Annotated in this window: 11 protein-coding genes; 10 read left to right on the plus strand and 1 reads right to left on the minus strand. The window is 38.4% G+C overall.

The window, feature by feature from the left end:
• The first annotated feature begins 354 nt into the window (after positions 1–354).
• The 5 genes from xerC to RU93_RS08210 are packed head-to-tail and all read left to right on the plus strand — an operon-like array spanning position 355 to position 4,935.
• Positions 355–1,257 (plus strand): tyrosine recombinase XerC, encoded by a 903-nt coding sequence (gene xerC / locus RU93_RS08190; protein ID WP_071875133.1) that lies wholly within the window; start codon positions 355–357, stop codon positions 1,255–1,257.
• 33 nt (positions 1,258–1,290) lie between these two features.
• On the plus strand, positions 1,291–1,836 hold the full coding sequence (gene hslV, locus RU93_RS08195; RefSeq protein ID WP_071875134.1) for an ATP-dependent protease subunit HslV: 546 nt from the start codon (positions 1,291–1,293) through the stop codon (positions 1,834–1,836).
• Between the two features lie 3 nt (positions 1,837–1,839).
• Positions 1,840–3,237 (plus strand): ATP-dependent protease ATPase subunit HslU, encoded by a 1,398-nt coding sequence (gene hslU / locus RU93_RS08200; protein ID WP_071875135.1) that lies wholly within the window; start codon positions 1,840–1,842, stop codon positions 3,235–3,237.
• An 18-nt stretch (positions 3,238–3,255) separates the two neighbouring features.
• Complete coding sequence (gene codY / locus RU93_RS08205; RefSeq protein WP_071875136.1) at positions 3,256–4,041, plus strand: GTP-sensing pleiotropic transcriptional regulator CodY; 786 nt, start codon at positions 3,256–3,258, stop codon at positions 4,039–4,041.
• A gap of 18 nt (positions 4,042–4,059) precedes the next feature.
• Positions 4,060–4,935 carry an aldose 1-epimerase family protein gene (locus RU93_RS08210; protein ID WP_071875137.1) on the plus strand — a complete coding sequence of 292 codons (876 nt, stop codon included), beginning with the start codon at positions 4,060–4,062 and terminating at the stop codon, positions 4,933–4,935.
• Positions 4,936–5,128: 193 nt separating this feature from the next.
• On the opposite strand, the gene plsY is transcribed toward RU93_RS08210, so the two are convergent.
• Positions 5,129–5,761, minus strand: a complete 633-nt coding sequence (gene plsY / locus RU93_RS08215) for a glycerol-3-phosphate 1-O-acyltransferase PlsY (protein ID WP_071875138.1) — start codon at positions 5,759–5,761, stop codon at positions 5,129–5,131.
• Positions 5,762–5,958: 197 nt separating this feature from the next.
• Between plsY and parE the strand changes: the two genes are divergently transcribed.
• The 5 genes from parE (at position 5,959) to RU93_RS08240 (ending at position 14,877) form a co-directional block, all read left to right on the plus strand.
• Positions 5,959–7,947, plus strand: a complete 1,989-nt coding sequence (gene parE / locus RU93_RS08220) for a DNA topoisomerase IV subunit B (protein WP_245785394.1) — start codon at positions 5,959–5,961, stop codon at positions 7,945–7,947.
• A 13-nt stretch (positions 7,948–7,960) separates the two neighbouring features.
• Positions 7,961–10,417, plus strand: coding sequence for a DNA topoisomerase IV subunit A (parC, locus tag RU93_RS08225; RefSeq protein ID WP_071875140.1), 2,457 nt, complete (start codon positions 7,961–7,963; stop codon positions 10,415–10,417).
• Positions 10,418–10,696: 279 nt separating this feature from the next.
• A complete protein-coding gene (gene pflB, locus RU93_RS08230) occupies positions 10,697–12,979 on the plus strand; it encodes a formate C-acetyltransferase (protein ID WP_071875141.1) in 2,283 nt (760 codons plus the stop codon).
• 66 nt (positions 12,980–13,045) lie between these two features.
• Positions 13,046–13,816, plus strand: coding sequence for a pyruvate formate-lyase-activating protein (pflA, locus tag RU93_RS08235; protein WP_071875142.1), 771 nt, complete (start codon positions 13,046–13,048; stop codon positions 13,814–13,816).
• 131 nt (positions 13,817–13,947) lie between these two features.
• A complete protein-coding gene (locus RU93_RS08240; RefSeq protein ID WP_071875143.1) occupies positions 13,948–14,877 on the plus strand; it encodes a manganese-dependent inorganic pyrophosphatase in 930 nt (309 codons plus the stop codon).
• Positions 14,878–14,895: the final 18 nt, after the last annotated feature.

Consider the following 14,895-nt stretch of genomic DNA (forward strand, 5'->3'; position numbering starts at 1 on the left):
TCATTCAGTAAAGGTTATTAGTCAAGTTGCAATAGGTTCATCATAATCATTCTCTTCCAAAAAAAATCATTTTTGAAGATATTATTCAATGAAAATTCTAAAAATCTTCTTTATTATCCCTTACGATAGAGTTGATTTCAGAAGAATAGAACCGCTTTCAAATGCTAGGCTAAGCAATTTCGAGAAAATTAATCTAAAAAAATCATGTGATTTTTAATCGAAATTCGATACTAATTCGTAGGTCTATTAACCACATTGTCACACTATTGTTAATTTTGTGTACAATTCTGACAATTCAATTGTATTTTTTGATTGGCTATGCTAATCTTTACAATATTAGGATGGAGGAATGTTATGGGAGAACGAAATTGGGTCTATGAATTTGTTCGCTATTTGACTGTGGAACGAGGATATTCCGACCAGACACAACTTGCCTATGAAAGAGACATCGCTGATTTTTTACAATTTTTAACCGATTCAGGGAATGCGAATTATCTTGAAGTTGACTATCGAGACGTCAGGATTTATTTAGGTTATTTGACGAATGATAAAAAATATAGTCGAAATACGATTAATCGTAAAACGGCAAGTCTCCGCTCTTTTTATCAGTATCTTTTAGGGCAGAGTGTGATTTCAGAAAATCCTTTTAGTTACGTTCATTTAAAAAAACAAAACCGACGCCTACCTCACTTCTTTTATGAAAATGAAATGAACCGTCTGTTTGAAAGCATTCAAGGGGATACTCCTCTTGATCAACGAAACCGCGTCTTGCTAGAAGTTCTTTATGGTTCTGGTTTGCGTGTGAGTGAATGTTGCGATTTAGAACTCGGAATGGTCGATTGGGAGCATGCGGTTTTTCGCGTGACAGGTAAAGGGAATAAGGAGCGCTACGTTCCGTTTAATACATCTACTTATCGCGCCTTAAAATTATATTGTGACGCTGGACGTGATCATTTAATGGACAAATATCAGCAGATGCATCCGTATGTTTTTGTCAATCACCGTGGGGAGCAGTTAACACCCAAAGGGATTAGTTATATCTTAAATCAAATCATAAAAAAAGGGAGTTTGGATTTACAAATTCATCCCCATAAATTACGACACACGTTTGCGACACACTTATTAAATAATGGTGCAGATATGCGGACAGTGCAAGAATTATTAGGACATGAAAATTTGTCTACGACACAAATTTATACGCATGTTACAAAAGAGAGTCTACAAAAAAATTATCGTCAATTTCATCCAAGAGCTTAGTGAAATTGATCTATCTATAGGAGGAATACATCAATGAAATCAGATTTTCACTCAACCACGATTTGCGCGATTGAAAAAGACGGCAAATTCGCGATGGCCGGAGATGGTCAAGTGACAATGGGCGAACAAATCGTTATGAAAGGCACAGCCAAAAAAGTAAGACGAATTTATCATGATCAAGTAGTCGTTGGTTTTGCAGGGAGTGTGGCCGACGCCTTTACGTTAGAAGGAAAATTCGAGAATAAATTAAATGAATATAATGGTAATTTACAACGAGCAGCGGTCGAACTTGCGCAAGAATGGCGAACCGAGCGTGCGATGCAGAAGCTAGAAGCGATGTTAATTGTGATGAATGACAAAGAAATGTTACTCGTTTCTGGAACGGGCGAAGTGATTGCGCCAGACGATGGTATTTTGGCAATTGGGTCTGGTGGGAACTATGCGCTGGCTGCAGCACGAGCGATGAAGCAATATGGTGGTTCTGAATTATCCGCCAAAGAAATTGCGAAAAACGCTCTTACCGTAGCAGCCGATATTTGTGTCTTTACGAATCATAATATTATTGTGGAGGAATGTTAAGTCATGGTTAATCAAGATATTTCACCAAAAGAAATTGTTAAAGAATTAGATCGCTATATTATTGGGCAAGAAGCCGCCAAAAAATCAGTCGCTGTAGCCTTACGTAATCGTTATCGTCGGTTACAATTAGAGGAAGAAATGCAACAAGAAGTAACGCCAAAGAATATTTTAATGATCGGACCTACTGGGGTTGGGAAAACGGAAATTGCCCGTCGTTTAGCGAAAATTGTACAAGCGCCATTCATTAAAGTTGAAGCTACAAAATTTACAGAAGTCGGTTATGTGGGACGCGATGTCGAGTCCATGGTCCGCGATTTAGTTGAAAATGCGATTCAAATTGTCCGAAAAGAGCAGTATGCACGTGTTCGTGTCCAAGCTGAGAAAAAAGCGAATCGCCGCTTAGCCAAATTGTTAGTGCCAGGAATCAAAAAAGAACAAAAGAAATCAGTCAATCCTTATGACCAAATGATGTCAATGTTTAACCAAATGCAACAACCTGAAGAGACAAAAGAGGAACTAACGGATGAAATTCGTAGCAATCGTCAATCGATTTATGAACAATTAGAACGTGGGGTTCTTGATCAACGGGAAGTAACCATTCAAATCGAAGAACCGAAGATTCAGACACCTTCAATGAATCAAGGGTTTGAACAAATGGGAATTGACTTGAACGAAACGTTAGGTGCTTTAAAACCGAAGAAGAAAATCGAACGGACGGTTACCGTAAAAGAAGCCCGAGAACTTCTTTTACAAGAAGAGTCCTCGAAACTAGTAAATGATGCGGATATTCATAGTGAAGCCTTACAGTTAGCTGCTTCAAGCGGGATTATTTTTATTGATGAGATTGATAAAATCACTTCAAAATCTCAACAATCGGGAGAAGTTTCCAGAGAAGGTGTTCAACGGGATATTTTACCAGTTGTGGAAGGATCACAAGTCAATACCAAGTATGGTGTGTTGCAGACTGACCATATCTTATTTATTGCTTCTGGTGCATTCCATCTATCCAAACCGAGCGATTTAATTCCTGAATTACAAGGACGATTTCCGATTCGTGTCGAGTTAGACGACTTAACAGCAGATGATTTTGTTAAAATATTAAAAGAACCTAATAATGCCTTAGTGAAGCAATACGTTGCGTTACTCGGTACGGAAGGGATTAAAGTCATCTTCACCATTGAAGCCATTGAACGCATTGCGCAAATTGCCTTCCAAGTCAATCGCGATACCGATAATATCGGTGCTAGACGTCTGCATACCATTCTAGAAAAATTGTTAGAAGATTTATTATTTGAAGCTTCAGATATTCAAATGGGGGAAATTACAATTACTGAAGCATATGTGAATGAGAAATTAGCGTCAATTGCAGAAAATGAAGATTTAAGTCGTTACATACTTTAAGCTACTGGGGGAGTAAGAATGAGTACATTATTAAATAAGACGCGTCAAATTAATGAGTTGTTACAACAAAAAAATACGTTTGATTCGGCAACGGATTTGCCCTATGATCAAATGGCCGTGGTCTTAGGTGAAATTTTGAATAGTAACACGTATATCATTAGTCAAGCGGGTGCGTTGTTAGGGTTTACTGAAAAACACGATGTTAATAATGCGCGTGTTAAAAACATGTTTATTGAAAAACAGTTTCCAAAAAGTTATACGGATATGGTCGATCGCTTATTGATGACAGAAGCGAATATTCCAATTAGTAGTGATTTAACGGCTTTTCCCGTAGAATCACGTGAACTTTATCCAGATGGTGTGACAACAATTGTCCCCATTTATGGTGCAGGCGCCCGTATCGGTACGATTATTTTATCAAGAATTGATCGCTTCTTCGACGACGATGCATTAGTATTAGCAGAATATAGTGCGACGGTTGTCGGGATGCAAATTTTGTATCAACAATCACGGACAATTGAAGAAAATGTTCGGAGTGCAACGGCTGTTCAAATGGCGATTAGCACCTTATCGTACAGTGAATTAATTGCCGTGCGTGCCATTTTTAAAGCCTTACAAGGAGACGAAGGTCGTTTAACTGCCTCCAATATTGCGGATGAAATTGGGATTACGCGCTCCGTAATTGTGAATGCACTCAGAAAACTTGAATCAGCTGGTATTATTGAATCGCGCTCTCTTGGTATGAAAGGGACTTATTTAAAAGTATTAAATCATCGCTTCAAGGAAGAGCTTAATAAAGCATAAAAGTTAGGGGGATGTGGGATGAAATTTACGATTGAAACAGCCTATTTACAAGCAACGCTCGACTCAAAAGGAGCAGAGTTACATAGCTTATACAGTAAAGAACATGAAATCGAATATTTATGGCAAGGGGATGCCACTTACTGGGGACGTCGCTCACCAGTTTTATTTCCTTTTGTTGGTGCTTTAAAAGATAATAAATACACCTATAATGGCCAGACGTATCCGATGAGCCAACACGGCTTTGCACGAGATATGGAATTTGAAGTGTATGAACAGTCATCAGACGCGATGACGTTTGTTTTAAAAAGCAATCAAGAAACACGCGAGGTCTATCCCTTTGATTTTGAACTCTATCTTTCCTATCAATTAGGGGGAGACGGCCTATCCGTCACTTATAAAGTAGTCAATCCGTCTGATGAGCAGATGTTCTTTTCAATTGGTGGTCATCCTGCATTTAACGTTCCTTTAGAAAAGGACTTAACGTTTGAAGATTACTATTTAAAATCGTCTCCAATGAAATCAAGAATTATGATTCCTTTAAAAGGTCGTTACATTGACGTGGAAAATCGAACGTTAGGACAAACGAATGCAACCATTGCCTTAACACGCGACTTGTTTTCAAATGATGCCTTGATTTATGAAACAAAAGGATTGAACTCTTTTTCGATCTGTAGTGAAAAGTCTCCTCATAGTGTCACGTTATCCTTTAACAATTTGCCGTTTGTGGGGATTTGGACGCCTTATGGTACCGATGCACCCTTTGTTTGTATCGAGCCTTGGGCAGGCATTGCGGATTCAACGGATGCTAGTGGGAAATTAGAAGAAAAATTTGGGATTCAAACCTTACAAGCACAAGAAACGTTCACAACCAAATATGCGATTACTGTGAAATAAGCCTGAAAAGCTGGATTTGCGGGAAATCGACGCCCTCTTTATAGTGTTGGTAACCATTACCAGCACTATTTTTATCTGTTTCGTGCGAGCTTTCATTCAGGTGACCATGTTAAATAGTAAAAAGGCCAAGCAGCTGCAATTGCTGTTTGGCCTTTAAGGTGTTAAGCTAGCGATGAAAAGAGCGTATCGGGTATTATTTTTTTTTGTGATTTAATCCAAAAGGAACTTTGTTTTCAGTTCCGTCTTTTATTCGCTTTATATTATCTTTGTGGCGATAGAAGATAAAGATTGTGACTGCAAGAGCAATCGCCGTTAATAGCCAGTTATGCTCTGGTAAAATAGCAGGAGCGACATACGGTAAGACAATCGTTGAGAGGGTAAAAAAGATGGCTGTCAACATACTTGAAAGACTGACCATGCTTGTTAAGTAGAGCATGATTAAAAAAAAGACAGCCGAATAAAAAAAGAATAGGGGATTATAAGCTAATACCATTCCGGCGCTTGTCGCAACAGCCTTTCCGCCTTTAAAGCGTAGAAAGATTGGGAACGTGTGCCCAAGAATCGCCATACAACCAAACCATAATGGGTTCACATTCTCTAAATGGAAAATCGTAGGCAATAAGGTAGCTAATGTTCCTTTTAAAATATCCATCAATAAGACGACGACGCCGGCTTTGGTTCCTAACACACGGAACGTATTCGTTGTACCCGTATTGCCACTCCCAAATTGACGAATATCCTTTTTGAAGAAAAATTGGCCAATCCATACACCTGAAGCGATGGATCCCAGTAAATAAGCAGTAAGTAACAAAATAATCGTTTTCATAATAACTCGCTTTCTAAAAATATCTAGTCATATCTTAGCATGAAAAAGACGATACAACAATCGATTTCGTACAATCATCAACGATAATCGAAAGAAAAATATTTGGATTTTTTTGCGATAAGGAACGATTATGATGTATAATGACTCGAGTGATTTTGATAAACAAAGGAGCGTTTGCTTTGACAAAGAAAAAAACAATGGAATATAACGATGATTCGATTCAAGTATTAGAAGGGTTAGATGCTGTTCGAAAAAGACCAGGAATGTATATCGGTTCAACGGATGGACGGGGGTTACATCATCTCGTTTATGAGATTGTCGATAATGCAGTCGATGAGGCTCTTTCTGGATATGGCAATCAAATTGATGTTGTTTTATATTCTGATAATAGTATTAGTATAGAAGATAGTGGTCGGGGAATGCCTGTTGGGATGCACAGTTCAGGTGTCTCGACCGTAGAAGTGATTTTTACCGTCTTGCATGCTGGTGGGAAATTTGGACAAGGTGGCTATAAAACGTCAGGTGGACTTCATGGCGTTGGTGCCAGTGTTGTAAATGCCCTTTCGAGTTGGTTAGAAGTGTCCATTTATCGTGACGGAGTTGAATATCGTCAGCTCTTTAAAAACGGTGGGAAAGCACAAGGAACCTTAAAGAAAATCGGGAAAACAAAGCGCAGCAATGGGACAAAGGTCCACTTTTTACCGGATGAAACGATTTTTTCAACGATTAAATTTTCGTATGAGACCTTGGCAGAGCGTCTGAGAGAGTCCGCGTTCTTATTGCGTGGCATTCAAATTAATTTAACCGATCAACGGACTGAGCCCGCTTTAGAAGAAAATTTCCACTACGAAGAAGGGATTCAAGCCTTTGTTGCTTATTTGAACGAAGAAAAAGATCATTTAACACCGATTGCCTATTTTTCAGGAGAAAAAGAAGGAATCGAAGTTGAAGTGGCTTTACAATATAATGATGGTTTTTCTGAGAACTTCTTGTCTTTTGTTAATAACGTTCGGACAAAAGACGGTGGGACGCACGAAGTCGGGATGAAGACTGCATTAACCAAAGCGTTTAATGAATATGCTCGTAAGGTTAATTTATTAAAAGAAAAAGATAAGAATCTCGAAGGTAGTGATTTCCGAGAAGGACTGGCGACGGTTCTATCGATTCGAGTGCCGGAACATTTATTGCAATTTGAAGGACAAACCAAAGAAAAACTTGGCACCCCAATTGCGCGCTCCGTAGTGGAACAAATTATTAGTGAACAATTAGGCTATTATTTACAAGAAAACAGCGAAATTAGCCAAATGTTGATCCGTAAAGCACTAAAAGCGCGTGAAGCACGTGAAGCAGCGCGTCGTGCACGAGAAGAAAGTCGCAACGGCAAGAAACGCAAAAAAGGCGAATCGTTACTATCAGGGAAACTAACACCGGCTCAATCGCGCAATCCTAAGCGCAATGAACTCTACTTAGTCGAGGGGGACTCAGCGGGAGGTTCGGCGAAACAAGGGCGAGAGCGCAAGTTTCAAGCGATTTTACCGTTACGTGGAAAAGTCATTAATACGGAAAAAGCGAAAATGCAAGATATTTTAAAAAATGAAGAAATTAATACGATGATTTATACAATCGGTGCTGGTGTGGGTCCAGAATTTTCATTAGAAGATTGTAATTACGATAAAGTCATTATTATGACCGATGCGGATACCGATGGTGCGCATATCCAAGTGTTACTGTTAACGTTCTTTTACCGTTATATGAAACCATTGATTGAAGCGGGCAAAATCTATATCGCGCTACCACCTCTTTACAAAGTATCAAAGGGAACAGGGAAAAAAGAAGTGATTGAATATGCCTGGACGGAAGAGGAATTACGTGAAAAAATCACGAAGATTGGACGAGGCTATATGATTCAACGATATAAAGGGTTAGGTGAAATGAATGCTAGCCAGTTATGGGAAACAACGATGGATCCGACGACGCGTACGCTGATTCGTGTTCGAATTGACGATGCTGCACAAGCAGAGCGACGCGTCACGACCTTAATGGGCGATAAAGTTGAACCACGCCGCCGTTGGATCGAGAACAATGTCCAATTCACTCTTGCACAAGATAGCAGTATTTTAGATAAATCAACAATGAGTGACGATCAATTTAATCAAAAACAAGCGATGGATTCATTTGAGAAGTAGGAGGGATCACTGAATGACTGACCAACAACAGATACAAGAATTAACATTAGAAGAAGTGATGGGTGATCGCTTTGGGCGTTATTCAAAATATATTATTCAAGAAAGAGCATTACCTGACATTCGGGATGGGTTAAAACCCGTTCAACGTCGGATTTTATATTCGATGCATAAAGACGGTAATACTTACGAAAAAGCTTTTAGAAAATCAGCGAAGTCTGTCGGAAATATCATGGGGAATTATCATCCTCATGGCGATAGCAGTATTTATGATGCGATGGTTCGAATGAGCCAAGAGTGGAAATTACGTGAAGTTTTGATTGAAATGCATGGAAATAACGGAAGTATGGATGGGGATCCTCCGGCTGCGATGCGGTATACAGAAGCACGACTTTCTCAGTTAAGTGGTGAATTATTAAAAGATATTGAGAAAGAAACGGTCGATTTTGTCTGGAACTTTGATGATACCGAAAAAGAACCCGTTGTCTTACCTGCACAATATCCGAACTTGTTAGTCAATGGTTCAACCGGAATCTCAGCAGGTTATGCGACTGAAATTCCAAGTCATAATTTAGAAGAAGTCATTGAAGGGACCATTTATTTAATCGATCATCCGAATGCGACAGTTGATAAATTAATGGAGTTTATTCCAGGTCCTGATTTTCCGACAGGTGGCATTTTACAAGGAAAAGAAGAAATTCGCCGTGCCTATCAAACGGGTAAAGGTCGTGTCATCTTACGGTCAAAAACAAAAATCGAAACGATCAAAGGCGGCCGACAACAAATTGTGATTAATGAAATTCCTTATGAAGTCAATAAAGCCAATCTTGTCAAAAAAATGGATGAAGTCCGTCTCAATAAAAAAATTGACGGTATTAGTGAAGTCCGTGATGAGAGTGATCGAAACGGATTACAGATTGTTGTTGAACTAAAAAAAGAAGCGAATGCAGAAGGAATTTTAAATTACTTATTTAAACATACTGATTTGCAAGTAAACTATAATTTTAATATGGTTGCGATTGATCATATGCATCCGAAACAAGTTGGTTTAAAACGAATTCTTGAAAGTTACATCGCTCATCGCCGTCAAGTGGTGTTACAACGGACACAATTTGATTTAGAAAAAGCACAAAAGCGTCAACATATTGTTGAAGGGTTAATGAAGGCCTTATCGATTTTGGATGAAGTTATTGCGACGATTCGTGGAAGCAAAGATAAGAAAAATGCCAAAGAACAACTCGTTATCCAACATCAGTTTACAGAAGAACAATCAGAAGCGATTGTGATGTTACAATTGTATCGCTTAACGAATACCGATATTACACAATTGCGCGGTGAGGCCAAAGAATTGGCAGAACAAGTCACACACTTGACGAAAGTTATTTCTGAAGAAGCGGAATTGTTACGGGTCATCAAAAAAGAGTTGCGCGACATTAAGAAAAAATATGGTCATGCACGCTTAACGGAAATTGAAGATAAGATAGAAGAAATTATTATTGAAACAGAAGTGTTAGTCATACCAGAAGAAGTAATCGTAGCGGTGACAAAAGAAGGCTATCTGAAGCGCAGTAGTCTCCGTTCATACCAAGCTTCAAAACCGGAGGAAATCGGAATGAAAGATTCGGATCAACTTCTTTACTTGAAACAGTTAAATACACTGGATCATCTTTTACTCGTGACAAATCAAGGGAACGTCATTTATCGTCCGGTTCACGAAATAACGGAATTGCGTTATAAGGAACTCGGAGAACACATGTCTCAAACAATCGCGAGTTATTTACCGGAAGAAGAAATCATGGCCGTCTTTGATTACAAAGAAATCGATCCTCATAAACAACTCGTCTTAGTTAGTCGTGAAGGATGGATTAAGCAAACGAAATTAAGTGAATTTGCACCTTGGCGTACGTATAAGAGCCGTTCACAAACAGCGATGACCTTCAAAACAACAACCGACGTCTTCGTTCATGTGCAATTAGTCGATCAAAATGAAACAGACTTGGATATCTTCCTGACAACTCATGCATGCTACGGGTTACGTTACGGACTAGCAGAAGTACCAGTTGTGGGACCAAAAGCGGCTGGTGTCAAAGCGATTAACTTAAAGGAACAAGATTTTATCGTTCAAGCATTAGTGGTTTATTCACAAGGCGATACGCCAATCATCATCGTGACGCAACGTGGTGCGATTAAGCGGATGTTAGCGCAAGAAATTGCACAGACGAGTCGTGGGAAACGCGGACAGATGGTATTAAGAGAATTAAAGAATAATCCTCATCGAATCATTTTTATGGATAATGGACAGGATGGAGAATTTTTACTGCAAAACGAAAAAGGCGAGCAAGTGACAATCAACGCCCAATCATTCCCAATTGCCGATCGGACATCCAATGGTAGCTTTGTCATGGATGAAAAAGTTGGGGGTAAAGTCTTCCAAGTTCGAAAAATCAAACAGGTAGAAATCGAAAATAGCTAAACTGTATTATTAAAAATAGAAAACAGCGCATTCTGTACCAATACAGAATGCGCTGTTTTTTAGATTGTTCATTGATTATTATATTCTTAAAATAAAGTTAGAAAATTTAATCACAAATTAAAAACATTGATAAATAAGGGTTTATGGAGGATTAAACGAATTTTTCGTCATTTATGCTCAATATATTTTAGGTTAAAGCTTGCAAAAGAATGAGTATGTGTTATACTATTCACGTAGAGCTGTTACAACAAATGAGCAGAAAATAAGGAGGACGAATCAATGTCATCTATCGTAGAAAACAATGTAGAAAAATTTAACACCGCTTGGGAAGGTTTTAAGGGTGGTCGCTGGGAGTCAGAAGTTGATACACGTGGATTTATTCAAGCCAACTATACCGAATACCGTGGCGATGATAGCTTTTTAGAAGGAATTGCACCAAGTACAGATCAATTATGGACTAAGTTACAAGAATTATTTGAAGTACAACACGAAAAAAATGGTGTGTACGACATGGATACAAATAACCCTGCAACCTTAACTTCTCATGCACCAGGCTATTTAATTAAAGAAGTTGAAAAAATTGTTGGTTTACAAACAGATGTTCCATTGAAACAAGCCTTCCAACCTTTTGGCGGCATTAACATGGCTAATAGCGCGCTCGTTTCAAACGGCTATGAAGTCGATGAAGATATGAAAAAAATCTTTACTGAATACCGCAAAACACATAACCAAGGTGTATTTGATGCTTATACGCCAGAGATGCGTTTAGCACGTAAAAACAAAATTATTACTGGGTTACCAGATGCTTATGGACGCGGACGCATCATCGGTGATTACCGTCGTATTGCATTATATGGTATTGATTTCTTAATGGAACAAAAGAAAAAAGACCATGATAACACTGGAAATAAAGTAATGACAGACGATGTAATTCGTTTACGTGAAGAAATTTCAGAACAATACCGTGCGTTAAATGACTTGAAGAAAATGGCTGCATCTTATGGCTTTGATATTTCACGTCCAGCTGAAAATGCACAAGAAGCCGTTCAATGGTTATACTTCGGTTATTTAGGCGCAATTAAAGCACAAAACGGAGCAGCGATGTCAATTGGTCGTATCTCTACTTTCTTAGATATCTACATTCAACGTGATTTAGATAAAGGAATCATTACTGAATTTGAAGCACAAGAATTAATCGATCACTTAATCATGAAATTACGTATGGTTAAATTTGCACGTACGCCAGAATACAACCAATTATTCTCTGGTTATCCAATTTGGGCAACGTTATCGATTGCGGGAATGGGCTTAGACGGACGTTCATTAGTAACGAAAAATGATTTCCGTATCTTACATACGTTAACAAACATGGGACCATCACCAGAACCAAACTTAACAGTTTTATACTCTTCACAATTACCAGAAGGATTCCGTACATTCTCAGCGAAAATCGCGAAAGAAAGTTCTTCAATCCAATTTGAAAATGATGACTTATTACGCGCAAACTGGGGATCAGATGACTGCGCGATTGCTTGTTGTGTTTCTGCAACGGTAACAGGTAAAGACATGCAATTCTTCGGCGCGCGTGCGAACCTTGCTAAAGCGGTCTTATACGCAATCAATGGTGGTGTCGATGAAAAAACAAAAATGCAAGTTGCGCCAAAATTCCGTCCAATGACAGGTGATACCCTTGAATATGGTGAATTTATGGAACACTTCAAAGAGATCATGGATTGGTTAGCAGAATTATATGTTAATACATTAAATGTTATCCACTATATGCATGATAAATATGCGTATGAAGCAGCACAATTAGCGTTAATGGACAGCGATTTAAAACGCACATTTGCAACAGGTATTGCAGGTATTTCTCATGCTGCCGATAGCGTAATGGCCATTAAACATGGTAATGTCAAAGTGATTCGTGACGAAGATGGCATGGCAATTGATTATGTTCCACAAAATGAATTCCCAACTTACGGAAATGACAATGCGGAAGCAGATGCAATGGCAAACTGGATTTTAGATTACTTTATGACACAAATTAAACGTCAACACACTTACCGTAACTCTCGTCCAACAACTTCACTATTAACCATTACTTCAAACGTGGTTTATGGTAAAGCAACTGGTAATACACCAGATGGACGTCGTGCAGGTAAACCATTAGCACCGGGGGCAAATCCAAGTTATCAAGATGGTAAATTCTTAGGAGAGAAAAATGGCTTATTAGCATCATTAAACTCAACTGCTCGCTTAGAATATACGCATGCTCTTGATGGGATTTCAAATACACAAACGATTAATCCAAATGGTTTAGGTAAAGACGAAACAACACGTATTAACAACTTACGTAATGTGATGGATGGTTACTTCAACAATGGCGGTTACCACTTAAACGTCAACGTCTTCACAAATGAATTACTATTGGATGCTCAAAAACATCCTGAAAAATATCCAAACTTAACGATTCGTGTTTCTGGTTATGCGGTGAAATTCCGTGATTTAACTGCAGAACAACAAGCAGACGTTATTGCAAGAACTTCACACGATAAGTTATAATAGATAGTAATAAAGGGTGACAGCCTTAGCTGCTCACCCTTTTTTTAAAGAGAGGAAGGGATTCGTATGCCAACTCCAATCACAGGGAGTATTCATTCAACAGAAAGCTTTGGCACCGTCGACGGACCTGGCGTAAGATTTATTGTATTTACGCAAGGTTGCCGGATGCGTTGTCAGTTTTGTCATAACCCAGATACGTGGAAAATTAATGATCCTAAAGCATCGGTTCGTACCGCGGATGATGTTCTAGAGGAAGCGTTAAAATATCGTTCGTATTGGGGAAAAGATGGTGGGATTACTGTCAGTGGAGGCGAACCGCTATTACAACTTGAATTTTTAACGGATCTATTCAAAAAAGCGAAAGCGTTAGGTATTCATACAACAATTGATACGTGTGGAAAACCATTTACGAAAGAAGAACCGTTCTTTTCCCAATTTAATGAGCTAATGAATTATACTGATTTATTGTTATTTGATATTAAACATATTGATAACGAAGGACATAAAGAATTGACTACGCAAACGAACGAAAACATTTTAGAAATGGCCAATTATCTATCTGAAATTAATCAACCAGTTTGGATTCGACATGTGCTCGTTCCGACGAAAACAGATTACGATGACTTTTTAATTCGGTTAAATACATTCATTAAAACATTAAAAAATGTCGATAAAGTAGAAGTCCTTCCTTACCATACAATGGGACGATATAAATGGGAGGAACTTGGATTGAAATATCCGTTAGAAGGAATTGAACCGCCAACTAATCCTCGAGTAGAAAATGCTAAAAAACTGCTCCATGTTGAAGATTATAATGGTTATTTAACGCGTTCATGATCAGGATATAAAGGGAACTTCAAAGAGTGACAAGAATTCTTGTGGCTCTTTTTTCTTATGAGATAAACATGGTAATTTTCATCGAAATTTGCTATTATGAATATTGAAATGGAAAGAATGGAGCGAAAATCATGTCAAAAATTTTAGTCTTTGGACATTTAAATCCAGATACAGATGCAATTGGCGCAGCCATTGCCTTTGGACACTTGCAACAAGCCTTAGGAAAAGAAGCAGAAGCCGTTGCTTTAGGAGAACCAAGTGAAGAAACACAATATGCACTTGATTACTTTCAATTAGCTGCACCACGAGTGATTACGCAGGTAAAAGAAGAAACAACTAACGTCATGTTAGTCGACCACAATGAGTTTCAACAAAGTGTATCTGACATTGCAGACCTTACAGTGTTAGCAGTCGTTGATCATCACCGTATCGCGAATTTTGAAACAGCGAATCCACTGTATTACCGTGCAGAACCAGTCGGATGTACAAGTACGATTATTGCGAAAATGTACAAAGAAGAAAATGTCGAAATTCCGCAAGCAATCGCTGGTATCATGTTATCCGCCATTATTTCAGATACATTACTCTTTAAATCACCAACATGCACGCCAGATGATGTGCGGATTGCAAATGAACTTGCAGCGATTGCTGAGGTAAATTTAGAAGAGTACGGACTTGAAATGTTAAAAGCTGGAACAAAATTAAGTGATAAATCCGTTGATTTCTTATTAGATTTAGATGCGAAAAGCTTTACCATGGGCGATAAAATCGTTCGAGTCGCGCAAGTGAATACCGTTGATTTATCAGAAATTTTTGATCGACAAGCAGAATTAGAAGTTAAAATGGCGCAATTATCGGAAGAAAATCATTACGATTTATTCTTATTAATTGCGACGGATATTTTAGCAAGTGATTCAGAGTTATTAGTGGTAGGTGAACCGGTTGCGAATGTTGAACAAGCGTTCCAAGTGACACTTGTTAATCACCGTGCTTTCTTACCTGGTGTGGTTTCACGGAAAAAACAAGTTGTTCCTCAATTAACAGAGAGCTTTAACCAATAATAAAAAGGCTTGTTACAA

The sequence above is a fragment of the Enterococcus aquimarinus genome, assembly GCF_001885765.1.
GTDB lineage: Bacteria > Bacillota > Bacilli > Lactobacillales > Enterococcaceae > Enterococcus_I > Enterococcus_I aquimarinus.